Source organism: Wolbachia endosymbiont strain TRS of Brugia malayi (genome assembly GCF_000008385.1).
In the GTDB taxonomy this organism is placed as follows: domain Bacteria; phylum Pseudomonadota; class Alphaproteobacteria; order Rickettsiales; family Anaplasmataceae; genus Wolbachia.
This window is the reverse complement of sequence record NC_006833.1, coordinates 401,037-423,819: the sequence shown is the minus strand read 5'-3', so window position 1 is coordinate 423,819 and position 22,783 is coordinate 401,037. Positions and strand designations below refer to the sequence as shown.

Annotated in this window: 24 protein-coding genes; 22 read left to right on the top strand and 2 right to left on the bottom strand. The window is 33.7% G+C overall.

Translation table 11 applies throughout. The features are described 5' to 3' along the window. Window positions 1-5: 5 nt before the first annotated feature. The 16 genes from rplF to WBM_RS01855 all read left to right on the top strand — a co-directional run bounded on the left by rplF (window position 6) and on the right by WBM_RS01855 (window position 11,269). Entirely contained in the window at window positions 6-551 is a 546-nt protein-coding gene (gene rplF / locus WBM_RS01930) for a 50S ribosomal protein L6 (protein ID WP_011256525.1), read from the top strand. Window positions 552-556: 5 nt separating this feature from the next. Next, on the top strand, window positions 557-928 hold the full coding sequence (gene rplR / locus WBM_RS01925) for a 50S ribosomal protein L18 (RefSeq protein ID WP_011256524.1): 372 nt from the start codon (window positions 557-559) through the stop codon (window positions 926-928). Between the two features lie 12 nt (window positions 929-940). Then, window positions 941-1,453, top strand: a complete 513-nt coding sequence (gene rpsE, locus WBM_RS01920; RefSeq protein WP_011256523.1) for a 30S ribosomal protein S5 — start codon at window positions 941-943, stop codon at window positions 1,451-1,453. A gap of 3 nt (window positions 1,454-1,456) precedes the next feature. Next, entirely contained in the window at window positions 1,457-1,927 is a 471-nt protein-coding gene (gene rplO / locus WBM_RS01915; protein ID WP_011256522.1) for a 50S ribosomal protein L15, read from the top strand. A 3-nt stretch (window positions 1,928-1,930) separates the two neighbouring features. Next, entirely contained in the window at window positions 1,931-3,259 is a 1,329-nt protein-coding gene (gene secY, locus WBM_RS01910; RefSeq protein WP_011256521.1) for a preprotein translocase subunit SecY, read from the top strand. Further along, entirely contained in the window at window positions 3,256-3,906 is a 651-nt protein-coding gene (locus WBM_RS01905) for an adenylate kinase family protein (RefSeq protein WP_011256520.1), read from the top strand. Before secY ends, WBM_RS01905 begins: the two co-directional genes overlap by 4 nt. 58 nt (window positions 3,907-3,964) lie before the next feature. Further along, complete coding sequence (rpsM, locus tag WBM_RS01900; protein WP_011256519.1) at window positions 3,965-4,333, top strand: 30S ribosomal protein S13; 369 nt, start codon at window positions 3,965-3,967, stop codon at window positions 4,331-4,333. Window positions 4,334-4,354: 21 nt separating this feature from the next. Continuing rightward, window positions 4,355-4,741, top strand: a complete 387-nt coding sequence (gene rpsK, locus WBM_RS01895; RefSeq protein ID WP_011256518.1) for a 30S ribosomal protein S11 — start codon at window positions 4,355-4,357, stop codon at window positions 4,739-4,741. Window positions 4,742-4,762: 21 nt separating this feature from the next. Next, on the top strand, window positions 4,763-5,830 hold the full coding sequence (locus WBM_RS01890; protein ID WP_011256517.1) for a DNA-directed RNA polymerase subunit alpha: 1,068 nt from the start codon (window positions 4,763-4,765) through the stop codon (window positions 5,828-5,830). Window positions 5,831-5,837: 7 nt separating this feature from the next. Then, window positions 5,838-6,266 carry a 50S ribosomal protein L17 gene (gene rplQ, locus WBM_RS01885; protein WP_011256516.1) on the top strand — a complete coding sequence of 143 codons (429 nt, stop codon included), beginning with the start codon at window positions 5,838-5,840 and terminating at the stop codon, window positions 6,264-6,266. 18 nt (window positions 6,267-6,284) lie between these two features. Next, window positions 6,285-6,629: a YraN family protein gene (locus WBM_RS01880; protein ID WP_011256515.1), complete on the top strand. Its 345-nt coding sequence runs from the start codon at window positions 6,285-6,287 to the stop codon at window positions 6,627-6,629. A 29-nt stretch (window positions 6,630-6,658) separates the two neighbouring features. Further along, window positions 6,659-7,219, top strand: a complete 561-nt coding sequence (gene atpH / locus WBM_RS01875; RefSeq protein WP_011256514.1) for an ATP synthase F1 subunit delta — start codon at window positions 6,659-6,661, stop codon at window positions 7,217-7,219. Further along, a complete protein-coding gene (gene atpA / locus WBM_RS01870) occupies window positions 7,216-8,757 on the top strand; it encodes a F0F1 ATP synthase subunit alpha (RefSeq protein WP_011256513.1) in 1,542 nt (513 codons plus the stop codon). Before atpH ends, atpA begins: the two co-directional genes overlap by 4 nt. Before the next feature lie 8 nt (window positions 8,758-8,765). Beyond that, entirely contained in the window at window positions 8,766-9,260 is a 495-nt protein-coding gene (gene greA / locus WBM_RS01865; RefSeq protein ID WP_011256512.1) for a transcription elongation factor GreA, read from the top strand. A gap of 3 nt (window positions 9,261-9,263) precedes the next feature. After that, window positions 9,264-9,917, top strand: coding sequence for a 3,4-dihydroxy-2-butanone-4-phosphate synthase (gene ribB / locus WBM_RS01860; RefSeq protein ID WP_011256511.1), 654 nt, complete (start codon window positions 9,264-9,266; stop codon window positions 9,915-9,917). 71 nt (window positions 9,918-9,988) lie between these two features. Beyond that, window positions 9,989-11,269, top strand: coding sequence for a M48 family metalloprotease (locus WBM_RS01855; RefSeq protein ID WP_041571445.1), 1,281 nt, complete (start codon window positions 9,989-9,991; stop codon window positions 11,267-11,269). 25 nt (window positions 11,270-11,294) lie between these two features. Here WBM_RS01855 and WBM_RS01850 read toward each other — a convergent pair whose 3' ends face one another. Both WBM_RS01850 and fabG read right to left on the bottom strand, forming a co-directional pair. Then, entirely contained in the window at window positions 11,295-11,636 is a 342-nt protein-coding gene (locus WBM_RS01850) for a TrbC/VirB2 family protein (RefSeq protein WP_041571444.1), read from the bottom strand. A gap of 102 nt (window positions 11,637-11,738) precedes the next feature. Next, on the bottom strand, window positions 11,739-12,473 hold the full coding sequence (gene fabG, locus WBM_RS01845; protein WP_011256509.1) for a 3-oxoacyl-[acyl-carrier-protein] reductase: 735 nt from the start codon (window positions 12,471-12,473) through the stop codon (window positions 11,739-11,741). Between the two features lie 302 nt (window positions 12,474-12,775). Between fabG and WBM_RS01840 the strand changes: the two genes are divergently transcribed. The 6 genes from WBM_RS01840 to WBM_RS01815 all read left to right on the top strand — a co-directional run bounded on the left by WBM_RS01840 (window position 12,776) and on the right by WBM_RS01815 (window position 22,670). Further along, window positions 12,776-14,221, top strand: coding sequence for an HlyD family type I secretion periplasmic adaptor subunit (locus tag WBM_RS01840; protein ID WP_011256508.1), 1,446 nt, complete (start codon window positions 12,776-12,778; stop codon window positions 14,219-14,221). Between the two features lie 1,653 nt (window positions 14,222-15,874). Next, window positions 15,875-16,639: a cytochrome c oxidase subunit II gene (gene coxB, locus WBM_RS01835; RefSeq protein WP_011256507.1), complete on the top strand. Its 765-nt coding sequence runs from the start codon at window positions 15,875-15,877 to the stop codon at window positions 16,637-16,639. A 16-nt stretch (window positions 16,640-16,655) separates the two neighbouring features. After that, window positions 16,656-18,206, top strand: a complete 1,551-nt coding sequence (gene ctaD / locus WBM_RS01830; RefSeq protein ID WP_011256506.1) for a cytochrome c oxidase subunit I — start codon at window positions 16,656-16,658, stop codon at window positions 18,204-18,206. A gap of 1 nt (window position 18,207) precedes the next feature. Beyond that, complete coding sequence (locus WBM_RS01825) at window positions 18,208-19,095, top strand: heme o synthase (protein WP_011256505.1); 888 nt, start codon at window positions 18,208-18,210, stop codon at window positions 19,093-19,095. A 193-nt stretch (window positions 19,096-19,288) separates the two neighbouring features. Next, window positions 19,289-19,726, top strand: a complete 438-nt coding sequence (gene rnhA / locus WBM_RS01820) for a ribonuclease HI (RefSeq protein ID WP_041571443.1) — start codon at window positions 19,289-19,291, stop codon at window positions 19,724-19,726. Continuing rightward, a complete protein-coding gene (locus WBM_RS01815; RefSeq protein WP_011256503.1) occupies window positions 19,719-22,670 on the top strand; it encodes a DUF3971 domain-containing protein in 2,952 nt (983 codons plus the stop codon). Before rnhA ends, WBM_RS01815 begins: the two co-directional genes overlap by 8 nt. The last annotated feature ends 113 nt before the right edge of the window (window positions 22,671-22,783 follow it).

The window sequence follows — 22,783 nt, the reverse complement described above, 5'->3', positions numbered from 1 at the left end:
AATTTATGTCTCGTATAGGTGCAGCACCTATCAATATTCCTGCTGGTGTTTCAGTTGAATGTAATGATGGTAAGGTGTTAATAAAAAGTGCTAAGGCGGAAAAAGAGCTTAGGCTATGTAGTGATATTGTGTGTCAGGTTACTGATAACCAGTTAGTGCTTTCTGTTGATCAAGGCAAAGATAGTTACAATGAGATAAAACCTATATGGGGCACTTATAGAAGTAATATTAATAATATTATTAATGGTATAGTTAATGGTTTTTCTGTTGATCTTGAGATTAACGGTATTGGATACAAAGCAGAGTGTGATGGTAAGTATTTGACTCTATATCTTGGTTATAGCCATAATATTAAGTATAAAGTGCCTAAAGATGTTGAGATTAAGTGTATAAAGCCAACTCACTTGGTGGTTAATGGTATGGACAAGCAAAAGGTCTATGTGATAGCATCTGATATATGCAAAATTAGAAAATATGACCCCTATAAAGGTAAAGGTATTGTAATAAAAGGCAAGTTTATGTTGCGTAAAGTTGTGAGTAAAAAGAAGTAATTAAGATGAGAAGATTGTATAATTTTTTAAGTAATTCTGAGAAGAGGAATTTACGTAATAGAAAGAAGCTCAACAGTGGTGTTAAGCGTTTACGTATATCCATATTTAAATCTAATAGGCATTTTTATGCTCAGTTAATCAATGATGAAAAAGGAGTAACTCTCACTTCTGTTTCTACTTTGGATGCTAAAATTAAGGATGTATGTAAAAGGGGGATCAATACTGAAACTATAAAGCAGGTTTCTTCTTTAATGATTGAACGCCTATCTAATATGAAGTTAGAACAAAAATTGGTATTTGACCGTGGAGCATATAAATATACAGGGTTGGTTTCTCAGTTTGCTGAAGCCTTACGAAGCTCTGGATTTAAATTTTAGAATATTTTAAATATGACTATAAAGAATTTCCAAAATAATAATGATTGGTCAGAGCTTTTAGTTTCAGTACGGAGAGTAACAACAGTCACCAAAGGTGGTAGGAGGTTCTCATTTTCAATTTTGGTTGTTGTTGGAGATGAGAAGGGTAGAGTGGGATGTGGAATGGGTAAGCATGCAGAAGTTGCTGAAGCAAGGATAAAAGCTGTAAATGCTGCAAAAAAATCGATGATTAGAGTGTATTTACGTGAAGGTAGAACTTTGCACCATGATATTAAGGCTAAATTTTGCTCTGGTGAAATAGTTTTAAGAGCAGCTAGAGCTGGAACAGGCATTATTGCTGGGGGAGCGATTAGGTCGGTTTTTGAGGTGTTGGGCATAAAAGATGTAGTAGCTAAATCTACTAGATCGAATAATCCTCATAACGTTATATGTGCAGTATTTAAGGCCTTTGATAATATGTTATCTCCTCGTCAAGTGGCGAGCAAAAGGGGTAAAAAGATTAGCGAGGTAGTCGGAAATAGGTAAAGTATGAATAATGCTATAAAGTTAAACTCTATATTTACTGAATTATCGAAGAAAAAAAAGCCTAAATTAATAGGTAGAGGTATTGGTTGTGGTAAAGGTAAAACATCTGGTAGGGGACATAAAGGGCAGAAGGCTAGAAGCGGTACCTCTATAAATGGATTTGAAGGTGGACAACAGTCTATATATACACGTTTACCTAAAAGAGGTTTTAATCCCATACGTAGAAACATATGTTCTATAATTAATGTTGGTGATGTGCAGCGCTTAATAGAGGCTAAAAAAATAGAAAAAAACTCTGTTATAGATAAGGAGATACTGCATAAATTAGGTTTTATAAAATCTATCAAAGATAAAATTAAGCTTCTTAATAAAGGTAAGCTAAATGAGAGATGTGTATTTCATGTTGACTTTGCGTCAGAAGCTGCAAAGAAATCTGTAACTTCAATTGGTGGTAGTGTGGAAATACTATCATAAGTAATGGGCAGCAAGTCAGCGTTTAATAGTTTAGATCCTGCTTTATTATATAAAGGTGATTTATTAAGGCGTATGCTTTTTACGCTAATAGCTTTAATTTGTTATCGTTTAGGTACTTATGTACCTATTCCTGGAATTAATCTTGATATAATTAATGATATATTCCCTAAAGAAGGTGCTGGTATTTTTGGAGTATTTAATCTATTTTCGGGTGGGGCATTAGCTAGGATGACCATTTTAGTATTGAATGTTATGCCATATATAGTTGCATCTATAGTTATGCAATTATTATCTTCTGCCGTTAAAGGAATTAATGAAGTTAAAAATGACGGAGAATTAGGACGTCGAAGGATGAATTCCTACATACGTTATATGACCATAGTGTTTTGTATATTTCAATCAGTTACTATTCTGATTGGGTTAGAAAGAATGAACAGGGAAGGAACATTAGTTGTAATCGAGCCTGGTGTTATGTTTCGTACAGTGGGTATTTTCAGCCTTTTGGGTGGAACAATGTTTCTAATATGGCTTGGTGAGCAAATCAGCGCTAGTGGTATAGGTAATGGTATCTCATTAATCATCTTCACAGGTATAATATCAGAGTTGCACAATGCTTTTTCCTTCCTGTTAACATTAAATAAAAACGGTAGCATGTCGTTGCTTATTATCCTTTTTGTTTTTGTGTTATTTTTTTTACTGCTACTTTTAATTATTTTTGTAGAATCTTCTTATAGGAAAGTCACTGTTCAGTATCCTAAAAAGCAGTTTAAAAGATTGCATAGTGATGACTTTACTTATATCCCGTTAAAGATTAATTTATCTGGTGTAATACCTACTATTTTTGCCAATGCGATTTTATTAACGCCTGTTTCAATTGCAAACTTCTATAAGGGGCATGCTTTTTCTGATTTTATTTTAAACTACTTTATGGCAAACAAAGTAGTTTATATTGCAGCTTACTTAGCGCTTATAGTGTTTTTTAACTTTTTCTATACTAATTTTATATTTAATCCAGAAGAAAATGCAGATTTTCTTAAAAAAAATGGTGGTTTTATACCTGGTAGAAGACCAGGAAAACACACTTCTGATTACCTTCAAGATATAGTTTTTAAATTAACTTTTATTGGTTCCGCATATCTGGTGGTCATATGTACTGTGCCTGAAGTTATGAGATATTATTATGATATGCCATTTATTTTTGGTGGGACGAGCTTGTTGATTATAGTTAATGTTACTACTGATACTATTATGCAAATACAATCCTATATCTTTTCGAATAGATATGATAGCTGGATAAAAAAATATGAGTCTAAAACAAAGAAATTAAGATGATTATTACAATTTTTGGTCCTCCTGGTTCCGGTAAAGGTACTCAGTCAAGCTTGTTAATAGAAAGGTATAACTTAAAGTTAATTTCAGTAGGGGATTTATTGAGGAATATTATATCTAGTGGTAGTGAATTAGGCAAAAAAATAAAAGATACTGTAGAATCTGGTAATTTAATTCAAGATGGAGTTATATGTGAATTATTATATGACCAGCTTGCATTGATGGATGATAATTTTTTGTTCGACGGTTTTCCAAGAAATCTAAATCAAGCTCATTTCTTAACTCAGATTTTGCGGGAGAGATATAATAGAGATGTGGATATCGTAATTGAATTGCAGCTTAACGATAAGGTAGCAATTGACAGATTAAAAAATCGTCTCGTGTGCCTGGACTGTAAAAGTGTATACAGTACATCTTCTTTCAAAGATGATAATAATCTTGTTTGTACGAGATGTAAAAGTGCAAGACTAGAAAAGAGAATTGATGATTCTGACTTATCTGCAATTGATAGAAGAATAGGCGAATATCACGTCCAAGTAAAGAGTCTACGTGAGTATTACAGAGATAAATTATTAATGATTGACGCTAATCTTAATGTTGATCAGGTAAAACAAGAGATTGAAAGTAAAATTTCTTGCAGTTTAGTTTGACTCTGAGTTGTTTTATGATATAAATTAAGAATTATTATTAATAAAATATCGGAGTATCGTGACGCGTATTGCAGGTGTAAATGTTCCAGTAAAGAAATGTATTCCTTTTGGATTAACTTATATATATGGTATAGGTATTTCTACTGCAAATATAATTTGCCATGCTTGCGGGATTGACAAGAGTAAACGTGTTTCGGAATTGCGAGATAAAGATATAGAAAAAATTAACAGCTTCATTAGGCAAAATTATTCCATAGAGGGTGATCTCAGAAAAGAAGTGGCTATGAATATAAAGTCTTTAGTAGAGATGGGGTGCTATAGGGGAGTGAGACACAGAAAAGGTTTACCTGTAAGGGGGCAAAGGACTCATACCAATGCTAAAACTCGTAAAGGTAAATCTCGTTTGCCTATTGCTGGAAAAGAATGAAATTTATTATTGTGAGTTTTAATGAAAAAGGTCAGAACGGTTGGTAAAAGCGCAAAGAAGTTTGTTACTGGGGTTATTCACATTCGTGCAACTTTTAATAATACTTTCATAAATGTGACTGATGTTCAAGGTAACACTCTGTACCAAACTTCCGTAGGTGCACATGGTTTTTCAGGCTCAAGAAAGTCTACACCTTATGCTGCGGGTAAAGCCTCAGAGGTTGCTGCAAAAACTGCGATAGAGAAATTTGGTATGAAGGTTGTTTCTGTAATAATTCGTGGCCCTGGTTTTGGTACCGAGGCTGCAGTTAAAGCACTTCAGAGCTGCGGGTTAACAGTTACCTCAATTGCGGATAAGACTGCGATTTCTCATAATGGATGTAGGTTAAGAAAAAAAAGAAGGGTATAAGATATTTGAAAAGGTTATTTTATGTATTATGACGACGGTATTCCTGTTTTTGACAGTTTAGATAAATTAACTAAGCCTAATTCAATGAAAGTAGTATCAAGTGACTCAAGTGAAAAGGGTGATATAGTGCTAGAACCATTGGAAAGTGGTTTTGCTTTAACATTAGGTAATGCATTAAGGCGTGTAATGTTGTCTTCTCTTATAGGTAGTGCTGTTTATGGGATAAAAATTGATGGTATAACTCATGAATTTACTTCAATTCAAGGAGTAAGAGAAGATGTGACTGATATAGTATTGAATATGGGTATGTTGAGGTGTAAATTAAATGGCACTTCTAATAAATGCCTAAGCTTGAGTGCTAAAGGGCCTTGTCAGGTATTAGCTGGGATGATAGAAACTGATGATCAGTGCTCTATTGTTAATAAAGATCTGCTGATATGTACACTGGGACAGGATGTAGAGCTCAACATGACTATATATGTGGCTAGCGGAAAAGGTTACCTTCCCGTAACTAAATATAAGGAAAATGAATTTTTGAAGCCTATGAATGAGCAGGATCTAATTAGTTTTATTCCGGTTAATGCTTTATATAGTCCTATAAACAGAGTTTCGTATAGAGTAGAAAATAGTCGTGTTGGTCAAGTTACTGATAAGGATAAATTGATATTGTCAGTTGAAACTGATGGTACAATTTCTCCGAGTCAAGCTGTTGACTCTGCTGCAAGGATATTGCAGGAGCAACTTCAGCCTTTTATTAGCTCTGATATAAGTTATAAAAAATCACAGGTTTCTTCGCCTAGTGGTTATAAAGATTTGGGTTATGACCCTATCTTATTGCGTAAAGTAGATGAAATGGAGTTATCTGTCAGGTCTCATAATTGCTTAAAGAATGAAAATATTACTTATATAGGTGATCTTGTACAAAAGACAGAAAGTGAAATGTTAAGAACTGCTAATTTTGGGAGAAAGTCTTTAAATGAAATTAAGGCGGTTTTAAATAATTTTGGCTTATCTTTGGGTATGGATATACCAGATTGGCCACCTAAGGACATAGATGAATTGGCTAGGCAACATACTGATGAAGATTAGGTGATATATGAAACATAAAATAAAAAAACGTAAGCTATCTCGTTGTACTGAACATAGATTATCGATGTTAAAGAATTTATCTATTTCATTAATTAATCATGAGCAGATTATAACTACTTTACCGAAGGCTAAGGAGCTTCGTCCGTATGTGGAAAAGTTTATTACGATTGCTAAGAATAAGAATACTTTACATGGTAGAAGGCTACTACTTTCGCGCCTTCATAATAATAAATTGGTAGTTGATAAGTTGCTAAATGTTTTAGCTAGCCGTTATCAAGGTTGTAAAGGTGGTTATTCTAGAGTAATGAAATTTAGTACTCGAAAGGGTGATTGTGCTTCAATGGCAGTAATAGAACTAGTTAATAGGGATGTTACAGCAAAAGGTAAGGTTTGTGATAAAAATAAAGAGAAAAATGAAGTAGCGACGAAAAGTTAATTATTATCATAGTTTCTTATGGTGAGTAGATTGCACTGTTTTGTAGGTTATTTTGATGAGTTATTAATTTTATTATATTTGAAGTTGAAATGGTATTATGTTATAAAATACTGTTATTGTTGTAAGTTTAGTGAAATTGACTTAATTGTATCTAAAAAAAAAGAGCTGATTTTTATAGAAGTTAAAGCAAGCCTGCTTGGAGAAGATATATTAATATCTTATCTTCAGTATCAATCTATTGTAAACTCCTCTAAATATTTCCTAAGTGAGAAGCTTAGTTTTTTAGATTATCCAATCAGATATGATTTATGCTTCCTTTCCTTAACAAAGAGGGCCTGCCTATATAAAAAATGCTTGGCTTAAGAGTGAAAGGTTTATATAGATAATTTAGTATGAAAAGGACCCAATACAATAATTTAGTTTCATCTTACGCTAGAGCGCTGTTTCTTGTCTCAGAGAATAAGCTAAGTGTTGTGAGAAAAGAAGTGGAATTTTTGTTAGCTTTTTTTAAAAGTCAACATGATGTCTTTATATATCTATCCCATCCTATGATTTCTTTTGCACGCAAAAAAGAAGTAATATTTTCTGTAAATGAACACTTGAGTGAGAGTTTAGTGAAATTTATTGCAGTTATATTTGCAAATAAGCGCTCTAATTTATTAATCTCTGTATTAGAAAAGTTCTTAACTCTTGTAAGAGAAAGTGAGAATGAATTAGAAATTACTATAAAGTCAGCGGAAACTTTAAGCGAATCCAATATAAAAATAATTACTGAATCTTTGAGCTTTCTTGGTAAAATAGTAAGAGTGGACAATGCGGTTGACCCTTCTATACTAGGTGGTTTTATAGTCAAGTATGGTTTTAATTTAATTGATGCTTCGTTGAAAAGTTACTTAGATAGGTTAGTTGATTTAAGTAAAGTGGAAATATTAAAAACAAGGAATTTTATATGAAAAATAGTATAAATACTTCTGAGATAGTAAATATAATAAGAGAGAAGGTTGAGGCATTTGATAACCCTATAAAAAAGGAAAATATAGGTGAAGTGATTTCAGTGACTGATGGTATTGCATTGGTTTATGGGCTTGAAAAAGCAAAATTCGGTGAAAAGGTATTTTTTACAAGTGGTGTAGAAGGAATAGTGCTTGATTTGGATCATGATACAGCTGGAATAGTGGTACTTGGTAATGACCGTGACGTGAAAGAAGGGGATACTGTAAAATGCAGTGGTGATGTTATGCAAGTGCCTGTAGGGCATGAGTTATTGGGAAGAGTTGTAAATGCATTGGGCCATTCTATAGATAACAGTGGGGAGATTAGATCTAAGAACAGAATGGATATGGAATCTAAAGCACCGGGTATCATTGACCGTAAATCTGTACATGAGCCCCTGCAAACAGGAATTAAAATTATAGATTTGCTGATTCCAATAGGTAGAGGGCAGCGTGAATTAGTTATCGGCGATAGACAAATCGGTAAAACTACTATTGCGCTTGATACTATTGTTAATCAAAAGAAGATTAATGATGAAGTAGACGAAAATCAGAAAGTTTACTGCGTTTATGTTGCTATTGGACAAAAAATTTCAACTGTGGCAAAAGTAGTAAATAAGCTAAAAGAAAGTGGAGCATTAGAATATACCACTGTAGTTGTGGCTAGTGCATCTGACTGTGCACCTATGCAGTTTTTGGCGCCTTATGCTGGTTGCACTATTGGAGAATTTTTCCGTGATAATGGGATGCATTGCTTGGTGGTATATGATGATTTATCTAAGCATGCTGTAGCATATAGGCAAATGTCTTTACTGCTGAGACGTCCTCCTGGTCGTGAAGCTTATCCTGGAGATATATTCTATGTGCATTCCCGTTTGCTTGAAAGGGCTGCTAAAATGTCTGATGAGAAAGGACGAGGATCTCTAACTGCTTTGCCAATTATTGAGACTCAAGCTGGTGATGTATCTGCATATGTTCCAACTAACGTGATTTCGATCACCGATGGACAAATCTTTCTTGAGTCTGAATTGTTTCATAAAGGATTTCGCCCTGCGGTAAATATAGGTTTATCAGTTTCACGGGTTGGTTCTGCTGCGCAATTGAAATCCGTCAAAAAAGTTGCTGGTTCTATAAAGTTAAGTTTAGCTCAATATAGAGAATTAGAAGATTTTGCAAAGTTTGGTTCTGATCTTGATGCTAGTGTTCAATTGTCTTTAAATAAGGGTAAATATCTTGTTGAGCTATTAAAGCAGAAACAGCATTTACCTATGCCAGTGGAAGAGCAAGTAGTTCTGATGTACATTTTTTCTAACCTGTATGATCAGTTAAGTAGAATACAAATAAGTGACATCAATAAATTCAAATATGACCTTATTAATTATTTTCATACTACGTACCCTGAAGTTTTAAAAAAGTTGTCAGACAGTATGAGTGATGATATAAAAGATGATATTTTCAATATTGTGAGTAATTTTGTTGCTCAATTTAATGGCGTTTAGGTAGTGTTATGTCTTCATCCATTATTAAAAAGTTTCCTATAACAAGAGAAGGTTTTGAACATATACAAGCTGAACTTGAGAAATTAAAGGAAGAAAAACCTTCCATTATACAAGCTATTTCTGATGCTCGTGATCAAGGTGATTTATCCGAAAATGCGGAGTATCATGCTGCACGGGAAAGGTTAGGTTTTATTGAAGGTCGTATAATGGAATTAGAAAACAAGCTTTCACATGCAGAAATAATAGAAGTGAAAAACTTGTCCGGTGATTCAGTAATGTTTGGTGCAACCGTAACATTGAGCATGTTAAATGACGATGATAGTGAAGTAGAATATATTTATAAAATTGTAGGTGAGTACGAGGCTGATGTTTCAAAACAGTTGATATCTACTAGTTCACCTTTGGGTAGTGCTTTAATCGGCAAAAAAGTTGGTGAATACGTGGAAGTGACAGTGCCAAGCGGAGAGAAATTGTATAAAATAGTTAAGATTGAATTTAAGTAAATTATGGTACAGGCCACGTATGCATCAATAAGTCTACCCGGCATTTCTTCTGTGGAAGATGTGTTAGAAGATGCTCGTTTTGGTAAGTTGTTTATTTTAGTTGATGATGAGAATAGAGAAAATGAAGGTGATCTGATCGTCTTAGCTGAAAAACTAAAGCCAGAGCATGTGGCTTTTATGGTTAGGTATGGTACTGGTATTGTATTTCTAGCTATGACAAGGCTTCATATGGGTAGGCTTGGTCTTGAGTTTATGAGAAGAAGTAATATAGATGAAAAGCTTACTCCTCATACTGCATTCACTACATCGATCGATGCACGTTATGGTATTGCAACTGGTGTTTCTGCTCATGATAGAACGCATACGATACTTACTGCTATTGACGGGAAGAGTACTCAAGATGATATTATTACTCCTGGTCATGTTTTTCCTATTATTGCAAACGATGGTGGGGTTTTAGCACGTAATGGTCATACTGAGGCAAGTGTTGAAATAGCAAAGTTAATTGGCTATAATCATGCAGCTGTAGGGTGTGAATTAGTAAATGATGACGGTTCTATGATGCGCTTGCCTGAATTGCTTAAATTTGCTGAACAACATAATATTAAGTTAACTACCATCGATAAACTTATACGCTACATTAAAAAACTAAGCTAGCGTTTATAAATTTGTATAATTTAAGTGTTAAAATATAAGATTCCTGCTAACTATACAAGTACAGAATTCTCATGTTTAAAGTTGCTAAGTTTTTTATCCTATTATTCTTTTTTGTATATTGCAATAGCGCTTACTCTATTAGTGTTATTAGAGATAGTGAAGTGGAGGCAGTGGTGAAAGAGCTAGCACACCCCTTATTTTCTGCTGCAGGTATTGATGATAACTGGATAAGAGTTTTTATAATTAATGATAATTCGATCAATGCTTTCGTAATTAATAATAATAGTATTTTTATTCACTTGGGGCTTTTGCAATATTCGACCGAACCTTACGCTCTGCTTAGCATATTGGCACACGAGATTGCTCATATATCTGCTGGTCATATATCACAAATGAGTAGTGCTGTGGGTTACTTTCAATCGATAGCAATAGTTAGTTATATGGTAGGGCTGATTTCTACTATTATCATTAATCCTCAGATTGCTAGCGCAATTTTGCTTAGTGGTATGACGCTAAGTTCAAGGCTGTTTTTTAACTATTCTCAAGAGCAAGAGAGTGTAGCAGATAGCTATGCTTTGAAGTACCTTGATGAATCTGGCTATGATAATTTAGGTATGAAAGAGGTTTTTGACTACTTTAGAGGTATTGAACATGAAAATGCTGAAGGGTATTTCCGCACTCATCCACTTAGTAGTAAGCGCATATTTGCTGTACAGAATTATAAGGTTAAGAACGAAGTAAAACCAATTCTTGTAGACAAATTATTAAGGTTTAAACGTATGGTTGCAAAGCTAGACTCGTTCTTTTCTCCTATCCATGTGTTATCTAATAAGTATGAAGATAATTCTGAGTATGTGAGTGCTGTAATTTACTACAGGCAAGGAAAGATAAAAAAGGCTATTGCTAAAGTTAATTCGCTGATTCAAGAGTCAAGCAATGATCCGTACTTATATGAATTAAAAGCAGAAATGCTGTACAAGACTGGAAATTTAAATGAAGCAGTAAAAATGTATGAAGAATCACTCAAGTATTTATCTGAGAAAAACAGTTACTTAGTAAAACTTGCATTATCCCATGCTTTATTATTGTATGGTGATATAAAGAAAGCAATTTTTCATCTAGAGCAAATTGTAAGCGTAGAACCGAACAATGCTTTTGTCTGGAAACATTTAGGCATTGCATATAAGTGCGATGCTAATATAGCAATGCATTATTTTGCTTTAACAAAGAAGGCTTGTATTGAAGGTAATTTAAAGCAATTTGTAAAGTATGCTGAGTTAGCTGTTAGAAATTTACCAAAAGATAGCCCCTACTTGTTGCAAATTGAAGATATGAAACGGTTCAATGAATAGTAAAAGCCGCCTTTACTTTTAGAGGTTACTTTGTTCCGCACTTTTCCAACATGACTTTTACATTATCACTTACATTAGGCATGATGTTCATTATGATTGCCTTAGCACCAAAAAATACACCGCAAAACATACCTAAAGCAAAGAGAGCTGGCCAAGGCATTCTGCCAAATATTGCAAGCAAAGACGCACCAATTATTACTACTGTCATGAGTGGACCACCTATCCCCCAAACATACCCAATAATGTTACATATTACTTGGGCAGTTGTATCATCTACACCAGAGCCAGTGGTAACTGCATAGCCTGAGAAAGAGAAAAGCAATACTACACATAAAACACTAAAAAATTTTTTTGTTATAGAGTTCATTTTTTTCCCTTCAAATAATAAACTAGCTTAATAAAGACAATTTTAGTTTACATATATTTATTTTAAAGTAAAATTTATGGCTTGTCTATACATAAGGTGTTACTACATAAATAAACCACCATTAATATTAAGCACATGTCCTGTGATGTATTTTGCCTCATCACTTGCTAAAAACAGAACTCCTGCTGCTATTTCTTCTCCTGTTCCCATTCTTTTCATTGGAATATTATCTAATATTTTTTTCTTTTGTTCTTCAGTTAAAATTTTAGTCATCTTAGTGTCCATAAACCCAGGAGCAATGCAATTTACTGTTATATTGCGGCTTGCAACTTCTTTTGCTATAGATTTGCTCATAGCTATGATGCCAGCCTTAGACGCTGCATAATTTGCTTGCCCAGCATTTCCTGTCAGCCCTATTATTGAGGAAATATTTATAATTCTTCCCCAATTATTTTTAGTTAGTTTCTTATATGCTTCTCTGTTGAGTTTAAATGTAGAACTTAAGTTAATATCAACCACTTTTTGCCATGCTTCATCTGTCATTCTCAGTAATAAACTATCCTGTGTAACGCCTGCATTACATACAAGCCCATCTAAGCCTCCCATCAACTTACTTGCTCTATTTATTAGCTGGTTTACTTCCTCAGTATTTAATAAATTACAAGGAAGTATATAAATATTTTTTTCATATAGTTTAGCAACTCCTTCTAGGGTTTCTTTTTTTGTACCAGAAACGCATAGAATTGCTCCAGCTTTATGCATAGTTTTTACAATTGCCTGCCCTATTCCACCTGATGCACCGGTAACTAGGAATTTTCTGCCTTCTAATCTAAACATGGTAATTTTATTTTCCTGACTACTAACAGAATATTGACTGATTGGCAATAGATCTCTGCATAAATTGAGCAGCTTGGATATCCGCAAAAGCTTAAGTTGATCAAAATACAACACAGGGATTGTTACTAAATGGTTTATTCTGATATTACACGGCCTAAATTAAGTACTTAAGTCATGGATCCTTTGTTTTTATGTGTTATCTTGCGTTAACGCAAGTTTGCAGTAGTATATGATAAGTAAGTTAAAAAAATTTTAGTGCTGTTTTTTTTACAGGTCTACTTGGCCATAGTGATAACGTAAGCATGCAAGGAACAAAAAATAAAAAAAAGAAGTATCCAAAATTTTTAGATAAAACGTTTGCATTAATTGATGCAATGGTAAATTTTATTTTAAAGCGTGAGGGTAATAATGTAAATGAGGTCCTGAGGGTAACATGGGGGCCTCTATTTTTTGGTTTAGCAGTGATACTCATCTTTTTTGGAATAGGCGGTATTTGGTCGGCTGTAGCTCCAATTGATGGGGCAGTACATGCAAGTGGAGAGGTGATTGTATCTTCAAATAGGAAGGTAATTCAACACTTAGGTGGGGGAATAATAAGCAAAATTTTGGTCAAAGAGGGCCAGGTAGTTAAAAAAGGTGAGCCTTTAGTTTTGTTAAGTGATGTTAATGAGAGGGCAAATTTAAGCATAATCAAAGAAAAACTCTTATCACTTTTGGTAACTGAAGCAAGACTTATTGCGATTAGGGGAGATTTTGACACAGTTGAATTTCCTGATGAAGTTAAAAAATTATCCAATGATGAACTTGCAAATAAAGTGATGAAAAATCAGATAAAATTGTTAAACTCTCAGCGCAAGAGTATATTAGGGAAAACTGACATACTACAACAACGTATAAAGCAGTTGCATAATGAGTTAGTGGGACTAAATTCTCAGTTGGGTGCAGTATTCAAACAATATAATTTAATAGCTGAGGAACTGGAAACAAAAAGAAAGCTTCTTATCAATGGTCACATAGGCAAACCACACATTTTAGCTTTAGAAAAACAGTTTGCCGAAATTGAAGGTAAAGTCGGTTATTACCGTGCTGCAATATCTCAAGTGCAGCAAAAAATTGGAGAGAACGAATTAGAAATTATAAATGTAAAAAATGATTCTCAGGAAAGAGCAAATACTGAACTTAAAGAAGTTGACACATCTATTGCTGATTTGAAAGAAAGACTAATGGTTGCAGAAGATGCATTAGCGCGTACAGTAATTAGATCGCCTCAAGATGGAATAGTCACAGATATAAGGTACCATACAGAAGGTGGTGTAATACAGTCTGGTGTTCCGATTATGAGTATAGTGCCATCAAATGATGACTTAATAATAGACGCCAAAATCCAGACTAGAAATATAGAGGAGATAATTTCTGCACAAAAAAAAGATAGTAATATAGTCTCTATTGACGGTTTAAAAGGGCTGAAGGTTAAAGTTCGGTTAAGTGCTTACAGTTCACGTCGTTTAAGCTTAATTAATGGTATAGTAAGCCATATTTCTCCTGATGCTCTCGACGATCCAAGATTAGGACGTTATTATTCAGTACGTGTAGTGATACCAAAGTCAGAGCTTGTCCAGTTTAAAAATGTGTACCTGTATCCTGGTATGCCAGCTGAGGTGTATATAGTTACTCAATCCCGTACTCTCTTATCGTTCTTATTTATGCCTATAATTGCAACAGTCGATAGGTCTTTTATAGAAAGGTAGCTAATTCATTAAAGCTGAGAGGACTTTTTTTCATAGTAAACTTCTGAACTTTTGACAGCACGTTGACATATAGAAACGAAGAAATTACTTAACAAGCCTTGCCAGTCCCCCATAGCCCTAAAGATGTTCAGCTATCTTCAATCTATGCAGATTAAATGACAAAGTATTATGTAGTTGGCGCCTTATGTTTAATTTTTTGCACTATATGTACCTTATGTCTTCACAACATTTCTAGATTTTTTACCTATATAGGCTGAAACTCGCTTATAAAGCGTTTAAGATAGTATAATATGCCAATTTGCAGGATTAGAGAGTAAACACTATCTACACGGAATATCTTTTGCCTTTTTTTTCTGCCTAGTAACTTTCTTACAGTAGCAGCAATTGCCTTTGGGGTTCCTAGTTGTTTTTTTATCTTCTATGATATGCATCTAATGCACTTTTACTATCAACTATACTAAAAAATTACTAAAAACTTAAATTAAGGAATTTCTTCCTGATTTGACAGATTTCTTCTGTTCGGTGCTATTTAGTGAATTCCTTAAATATTTATGGCTAAGGACTAGTTGCAAAAAAGTAGATAGCATTCAGAATAAAAAAACCTAAAAGGGGCATAAATACTGCAGCTACCCTTTAGTTTAGGTTATGTAAGAAGTCTAATATTAATAATATGTAGCACTATATATTTGACATAGTGAACCCAGCGCTACATAATTGCCACGTATTTCAATTAAAGAAAAGGTAATTATGCTAATAAGTGATAGTGACCTAGAAGGGGTAGCTTTGAGTTAATAAAAAATATTATGGAGTATGTTCTTACGCTAAGAAATTTGAAGAAATAGGTGCGTATTTGTCGTAATTTTTAGGATTTCATAGTTCGCATTCCAGATCATGGTGATGTAGGAAATTATTTAGCTGTTAACACTATTTTTTGCTGCGCTTCATGAAGAAAATAATATATTTAAGAAGTATATAAAGGCAAGTACAGAAGAAGATATTGCTTTAGCTTTAACACAGTTGCTATTGGAGGAAATAAAGATGCTATTAATATGTTCATAAGGAAAGGAGTGGAGCAATATTACAAGCTAAGATCTACATGGTTATACACCCTTGCTTGTTGTCTTAAAAAAATACAGCGCTCAGAAAATCTAAATTTGCATGATTATACAAAAATCATGATCAGAAACTATACATGTCCTACAAAATAAAGAAATGTCCTGAATGTGTTTAAATTACTACTGAAACAAAGCTGCAACGCATTTGCTTAAAGTTTCAGTGTTTCAACTCTTTAAAATAATAGAAACAATGCTGAATAGAAAATTTTGTATTGATATATAGTATGTTCTATGATTATTTTCTATAAAGTTTAATAGTGTCTGTTACTGCTTTTAGGTGTGAGGCTAGAGGGTTATTAGCAGTAACAGACACTATTAAACTTATTATAGAATTTACTTAAAGTAAATACTTAATTTAAAATATTATAATATTTTAACCTAAAATAGATTCATGTAAATGCTTTTTTCCTCAAATTAGTATTGTGTTATTATAGCTATTGAATGCTAAAAAATTATTAGCCATCACTAATCTCTGTTTGCATAGTAAGTTTATATATACTATTATACAGTATGTCACTTAGTTTTACAGTAAACAAATATGGTGAAGTTATTAGCACTGTTGATAATGTTTTATTCAGGCATATCAGTTGCCTCTGCTCCTACTTCTTGGCAATTTGGGTTTCCTGCCCCTGCAACTGAGATAATGGAGGTTATAGTTAAGTCACATTTGTTTGTGATGAGTGTGATGGTTACAATAATGCTTTTTGTATGGGCATTACTAGCTTATGTAATGTTTCGCTTTCGTAAAAGCAAAGTAACAAATATAAGTAAAACTCATCATAGTATTCTTTTAGAAATTGTTTGGTTTGTTATACCAACGATTATTGTTGGTATATTGGCTTTTGAGAATGCTAAATTACTTAAGCTACAAGAAAAAATACCGAAGGCTGACATAACACTAAAAGTTATTGGTCATCAATGGTATTGGAGCTATCGATATCCGGAATATCAAGGTGTGTCGTTTGATAGCTATATTAAGGAAAAAGATGATTTTGTCAAAGGAGATTTGAAGCTATTTTCTGTTGATAATAACGTAGTTTTGCCAGTTAATACTAACGTTCGTTTGCAAGTGACGGCAGGAGATGTGATACACAGCTGGGGAGTACCAGCTTTCGGCATAAAAATCGATGCAATACCAGGTAGGCTTAATGAAGCATGGTTTAACGTCAAAAAACCTGGTGTTTATTATGGGCAATGCTATGAATTGTGCGGTCAAGGTCATGGATTTATGCCAATTGTTATTGAAGCAGTAAGCAAGGAAGATTTTAATAAGTGGATTGAAAATAAAAAATTAGTAAGTTAAATTTGGGGTACAGATTATGAGTGGCATACCAAAAGGTATAAGACGTTGGCTATTTTCTACTAATCATAAAGACATAGGAACTCTGTATATCATTTTTTCCATATTATCTGGAATCATTGGTGGATTATTATCTGTAGTTATTCGCACTCAGCTAATGCACATTAATATATTCAACAACAACTACCAATTATATAACGTAATGGTTACAGGACATGCGTTGATAATGGTGTTTTTTATGATAATGCCAGCTCTAATAGGGGGATTTGGTAATTGGTTTGTGCCTCTTATGATTGGTGCACCAGATATGGCATTTCCTCGTATGAATAATTTAAGTTTTTGGTTATTAGTATCATCTTTTATTTTGCTTATCCTTTCAGTGTTTGTTGGTGAGGGTCCTGGAACAGGTTGGACTTTATACCCACCTTTATCACAAGTCATGTCCCATCCAAGTGCAGGAGTTGACCTTGCTATATTTGCACTTCATGTTGCTGGTGTGTCGTCGGTTGTTGGAGCGATCAACTTTATAGTTACTATATTTAACATGCGTACAAAAGGAATGTCATTAACTAAGATGCCATTGTTTGTTTGGTCTATCTTGTTAACGTCATTCATGCTAATTGTCGCCTTACCAGTGCTTGCTGGTGCTATCACTATGCTGCTTACTGATCGCAATATTGGTACTTCCTTTTTTGATCCTGCTGGTGGCGGTGATCCTGTGTTATTTCAGCATCTATTTTGGTTTTTTGGTCATCCTGAAGTTTACATAATTATTTTTCCTGCATTTGGCATCATAAGCCAGGTTGTGTCAACTTTTTCTCATAGGCCTGTATTTGGTTATATGGGAATGGTTTATGTTATGATAGGTATAACAATATTTGGCTTCATGGTTTGGGCTCATCATATGTTCACTGTTGGGCTTAGTGAAGATGCTGCTATATTTTTTAGCACCACTACAATTTTTATCGGTGTTATAACTGGCGTGAAAGTCTTTAGCTGGATTGCAACTATGTGGGGTGGAGCAATTGAGTTTAAAACACCTATGCTTTTTGCACTGGGTTTTATTTTCATGTTTGTTGGTGGCGGTATAACCGGAATAATTCTGTCTCATGGTGGAATAGACAAGCTTTTGCACGATACCTATTATGTTGTTGCTCATTTTCATTATGTCATGTCGCTGGCTGCTTTATTCGGAGCTTTTGCTGGCTTTTATTATTGGATAGGCAAAATGTCAGGTAAACAATATAATGAATGCCTGGGGAAAATACACTTTTGGCTTACTTTTATTGGTACCAATATCACTTTTTTACCTCAGCATTTTCTGGGGTTAGCTGGCATGCCAAGACGTATACCTGATTATCCTGATGCGTTCATACCTTGGAATTACATATCCTCAATTGGTTCATACATGTCCTTTACTTCAGTTATGTTTTTCGTGTTTATAGTTATACACCTCTTCAAATGGGGTAAGGAAGTTGGAAATAGTCCTTGGGGAGGTGATACTTTAGAGTGGACAATATCTTCACCACCGCCTTTTCATGCTTTCGAAAAACCACCAGTGATAAAATAGAATGCACGCAAATACTTTGTTAAACGTTGAATCGACAGTACTGGATTTTTGGCGTTTGCTGAAGCCAAGGATAATGTACCTTGTAGTATTTACTGCAGTTGCTGGAATGGTTGCTGCTCCAGGTAGTATTCACCCTTTTCTGGCACTAATATCCCTTATATGTATTGCTCTTGGCTCAGGATCTGCAGGTGCTATAAATATGTGGTATGATAGGGACATAGATCTGCTCATGAAGAGGACAAAAGCTCGTCCTATACCCTCTGGTAGGGTTTCTGCGGAAAGTGCACTTGAATTTGGTGTAACCATTGGGGTATTATCAGTATTTATTATGGCAATAGCAGTAAACTATATTTCTGCTATTTTGCTTGCAATTGGCATATTATTTTACATTTTCATATATACGATTTGGCTCAAAAGGCGTACTCCGCAGAATATCGTTATCGGTGGTGCATCAGGTGCTTTTCCTCCAGTAATTGGCTGGGCAGTTGTGACTGATTCTGTGAGTTGGAGGGGTTTTGTTCTATTCTTAATAATTTTTATGTGGACTCCACCACACTTTTGGGCCTTGTCTTTGAATAAGTCTGAAGACTATGAGAAAGCATCAGTTCCAATGTTCAATGTTGTTTACGGCCCAGAGAAAACAAGAAAATATATATTAGTTTATAGTGTGTTGCTGGTGTTAACTAGCTTACTTCCAGCTCTATTCTTGAAAAGGGCTCCATTTTATCTAGGTATGGCAATCTTTGGAGGTTGCATTTTTATTTGGCATGCTGTGTCCATTATGAAGTTGAAGGATCACAGCTCACAGAAAAGAATGTTTTCTTACTCAATCTCTTATCTATTTTTTCTGTTTGCTAGTATTATTTTGTGTTCTATTGATTTGTTTTAACTATGAAAGAACAGCAGAAATATAAAAACTATTTTTTACTTTTTCTTCTAATAACGCTCATTGTAGCACTTTTCTTTGTTTCTATAATAAAATTTAAAGGTGCAGCTTAAACTGCCTGTGCATTTATAGGTTTCATTAAAATTGTACTTTCATAGGAGCAATTATATACTTTATTAATTTGTTATGGTTAAAGGTGAATAGAAAGGAAGTAACAATATACATGGATGGAGCATGTTCTGGTAATCCTGGCACAGGAGGATGGGCGGCTATTATATTATTTCAAGATTATAGAAAAGATGTTTATGGTAGAGAAGAAAATACTACAAGCAATAAGATGGAGTTAACAGCAGTGATCAATGGACTAAAGGCGTTAAAATTTTCTTGTAATATTAATTTGTATACGGATAGTCTCTATGTTAAATCTGGTATAACAGAGTGGGTAAGTAAGTGGAAAGTGAATGGCTGGAAGACAAGTAGTAAAAGATCAGTAAAAAATATAGAGTTGTGGAAAGAATTGGATAATATTGCTTCACAACACAAAATTAATTGGAAGTGGGTTAAAGCTCACAATGGTGATAAACATAATGAGGAGGCTAATAATTTAGCAAGAAAAGCGATAATCGATGCTTAAAAAGATTATTATATCATTTTCTATAGCTTTATTGTTGATATTCTGCTTCTTTATTTTTTTTAAAGGTGAAAGTCCTTTAGAAATCAATATTAGTTATATCAATTTTTATGTAAAGAGTAAAATATCGAAAACATTTGCCAACTCAGATGTTGATATTGGGAGTACTTCAGTTATTTTGCAGAAAGACGGCAAGGACCCCTATTTGGTTATTACAAATTTGAAAATAGTAAATTCTGGTTTTATTATAGAAGCTCCTAATCTTTTTGTACATTTCAAATTAAGTTCCCTGTTTAGAGCTAATGTAAAAATTTCTCAAGTTCTAGCTGATAGTGTGTGTGCGTATGTCGATCAGGAAAAAGCTGGTTTTAAAGTGGTTGATTTTGATTTGAAAAATTCTTTAAAAGCAGTAAGGGAATTCTTTTTTGACTTAAATACAGGTTCGAGGATTGAAATTACTAACATTGCGATCAATAAAAGCACGGAAGGTGAATTATTTATTGATGAATTATATATAGGGAAAAGGGAAGATTTTAATGTTTTAGATATTCGTGTTCATACAAAAGATGAAAAGGGGTTTTTGGATGATTTGTCTATTACGATAAAAAATCGCAACGGTTTGCTAAATGTGTATGGGATATTTTATAACCTAAAATTGAAACTATTTAGTGAGTTTTCCACGTTAATTAAAAATTACAATTTAGGCAAAAATATAGGGTTTAAGGGAAACTTCTCGATGAGAATTAGTGGAAAGAATGAGATTATAGATGGGAATGTATATATTTTAAATACAGAAAATCGTGTGAATAAAAACTTAGCCATAACTAATGTGAATATAAATTTAACATATAGTGATGGGGTCATTGGTGTAAAAAACTTTCATTTTAATCTAAATGGTACGTATCTCTCTTTAATGGGCAAGATGAACTTTAGTGCAAATCATGCTTTGTTTAGAGTTAATATTAGTAAATTTGCTGCAAAGGATTTATGCACTTACGTACCAGATTACATAATAAATAGTGAATTTAAAAGCTGGTATTGTGATAACATTGATGGAAACATTTTAAATGTAATTGTAAGTTTTAATGGCAAAATTAACAATTTGATTAATAATGATCTGTCAGACGTCATTGTAGTTGCTGATATAGAAAATGGCAGCGTAAAATTTGATGAAGATTTTGAGCAAGTAAGGGAATTAAGCGGTGACTTGGTTCTTAAGAATGACAGTCTCAAAATTACTGTAAATAGCGCTAAGTTTCAGAATTTCACTATTAATGGTTGTAATATTGAAATGAATTCTCTTGACAGGGAAGATTCAGTTTTAACCATTAATGGCCAAGCTGTAAGTGATGCTTATGGATTGTATGAGCCTATAAAATTTAAGCTGGATGATGTGATTAAGGTTGAAAAGAACAAAATAGGGGGAGCAGCAAAGTCTGTATTCAATTTTCGCGTCTTTAACATAAACGCTGATGATAAAGAAGTGAACTTTTCTGCCAAATTTCATTCTGAAATTGACAATCTAGTTATCTATGATGCAAATCTTGGTAGGTATGATATTAAGCTTGATTTTGGCAGTGACTTTATAGATCTGAATGGTAGTGGTATAGTAAATAATACACAGCTGCTATTTGACCTAAAAAGTAGTAACAAAAATGAAAGTTTTACCTGGAGTTTGACCGGAGATTTACCTGCTCAAATACTTAATTTCAATGGTGGTTACTTCAATGCGAATATAGAATCAGTGATAAATCAAGATAAGACTGGATATGTTAATGGTAATGTAGATTTATCAGAGTTTGAATTGCGTTCAAGTTATTTAGGGTGGAAAAATCGTTTTGAGGATCACAATAAAATTTTGTTCTCTGTGAAGTTAAAAGGGGCCAATAGGTTGTTAATAGACAGGTTAGATGTTATAGGGAGCGATTTAGATATAAAATTTAGCGGAAGAGTAGAAAATGGGGATTTGTATTTAAATACTAGTAGCTTTAAGTTGCCTAATAATGATCTTAGTATAGAAATTAAGTCAAGTAAGGGAAAAAATATCATAAACGTTTGTGGTGAGAAAATTAACTTAAGTGATGTTTTAGATTTACTTGGCAAAAATGATAGTGGATTAAGCAATAATGTGGAAGTTAGTATGAATGTTGACAATGTAATTATGAAGGAAGGCATTGTTATAAAAGATGCTAGCTTAAATATAAGCTGCACTAAAGGTAATTGCAATGGAAGTCAATTTACAGGGCAGTTTCTAGAAGATAACAGTAATATACTAGCAGAGTACAGTGAAATAGGACTGGAAATACATGCGGATAATTCAGGTATGCTTTTGCGTTCTTTAGGCATTAGTAAATCAGTCAAAAATGGTAAATTATCTTTTTACCTATCTCCTCAGAGGGAAAGTGGAGAACATTATGGTATGCTATCTATTGGTAATTTCTATATTAAAGATGCTCCACTACTCACTACTTTATTATCGATGTCTTCGCTTCCTGGGATTGTGAATACTATAAAGAATGAAGGTGTATACTTTTATAAGTATAACGCGCCTTTTTCACATAAAGATGGTACTGTTGAAATTGAAGAATCTTGGCTTGAAGGAGCGGAGTTAGGTATTAGTACTAGTGGCAAGCTTGATATTAGAGGTTATAAATTTCAAGTTGAAGGACAAGTAATACCGGCATATTCGATTAATAAGTCTCTGTTAAAAATTCCTATAGTTGGGAAACTTCTAACTGGCGGGAAAAGTAGGGGAATTATTTCGATAGACTACAAAGCAAGCGGAGATGATAAAAATAGTAATATATTTGTTAATTTTATCTCTTCGCTAACTCCAAGCTTATTAAAGAGGTTGTTGGGAGTATTTGATCGCGCTATGACCAAGGCTAACGAAGCTATTACCAACAGTTTGAAAGGTGGTATGAAGAAGAAGTTTAGCTCGGTGTAACCAAAGGGAAAGTTACTTCTCTGCAAGATCAAAAATGGCAAGAATTTCAGGATAATTCTCTATTTTGGCTATCCAATTGACGCCAAATATGATGAACTGCCGAGGCAATGTAC

Coding starts and splice junctions, on each gene's coding strand:
- ctaD (WP_011256506.1), top strand. CDS start 16,656: ATGAGTGGCATACCAAAAGGTATAAGACGTTGGCTATTTTCTACTAAT.
- WBM_RS01855 (WP_041571445.1), top strand. CDS start 9,989: ATGTTTAAAGTTGCTAAGTTTTTTATCCTATTATTCTTTTTTGTATAT.
- rpsK (WP_011256518.1), top strand. CDS start 4,355: ATGAAAAAGGTCAGAACGGTTGGTAAAAGCGCAAAGAAGTTTGTTACT.
- WBM_RS01880 (WP_011256515.1), top strand. CDS start 6,285: ATGGTGAGTAGATTGCACTGTTTTGTAGGTTATTTTGATGAGTTATTA.
- coxB (WP_011256507.1), top strand. CDS start 15,875: ATGGTGAAGTTATTAGCACTGTTGATAATGTTTTATTCAGGCATATCA.
- WBM_RS01905 (WP_011256520.1), top strand. CDS start 3,256: ATGATTATTACAATTTTTGGTCCTCCTGGTTCCGGTAAAGGTACTCAG.
- rplQ (WP_011256516.1), top strand. CDS start 5,838: ATGAAACATAAAATAAAAAAACGTAAGCTATCTCGTTGTACTGAACAT.
- atpH (WP_011256514.1), top strand. CDS start 6,659: ATGAAAAGGACCCAATACAATAATTTAGTTTCATCTTACGCTAGAGCG.
- greA (WP_011256512.1), top strand. CDS start 8,766: ATGTCTTCATCCATTATTAAAAAGTTTCCTATAACAAGAGAAGGTTTT.
- rplR (WP_011256524.1), top strand. CDS start 557: ATGAGAAGATTGTATAATTTTTTAAGTAATTCTGAGAAGAGGAATTTA.
- secY (WP_011256521.1), top strand. CDS start 1,931: ATGGGCAGCAAGTCAGCGTTTAATAGTTTAGATCCTGCTTTATTATAT.
- WBM_RS01890 (WP_011256517.1), top strand. CDS start 4,763: ATGTATTATGACGACGGTATTCCTGTTTTTGACAGTTTAGATAAATTA.
- rplO (WP_011256522.1), top strand. CDS start 1,457: ATGAATAATGCTATAAAGTTAAACTCTATATTTACTGAATTATCGAAG.
- WBM_RS01825 (WP_011256505.1), top strand. CDS start 18,208: ATGCACGCAAATACTTTGTTAAACGTTGAATCGACAGTACTGGATTTT.
- fabG (WP_011256509.1), bottom strand. CDS start 12,473: ATGTTTAGATTAGAAGGCAGAAAATTCCTAGTTACCGGTGCATCAGGT.
- rpsE (WP_011256523.1), top strand. CDS start 941: ATGACTATAAAGAATTTCCAAAATAATAATGATTGGTCAGAGCTTTTA.
- ribB (WP_011256511.1), top strand. CDS start 9,264: ATGGTACAGGCCACGTATGCATCAATAAGTCTACCCGGCATTTCTTCT.
- rplF (WP_011256525.1), top strand. CDS start 6: ATGTCTCGTATAGGTGCAGCACCTATCAATATTCCTGCTGGTGTTTCA.
- atpA (WP_011256513.1), top strand. CDS start 7,216: ATGAAAAATAGTATAAATACTTCTGAGATAGTAAATATAATAAGAGAG.
- WBM_RS01850 (WP_041571444.1), bottom strand. CDS start 11,636: ATGAACTCTATAACAAAAAAATTTTTTAGTGTTTTATGTGTAGTATTG.
- WBM_RS01840 (WP_011256508.1), top strand. CDS start 12,776: ATGCAAGGAACAAAAAATAAAAAAAAGAAGTATCCAAAATTTTTAGAT.
- WBM_RS01815 (WP_011256503.1), top strand. CDS start 19,719: ATGCTTAAAAAGATTATTATATCATTTTCTATAGCTTTATTGTTGATA.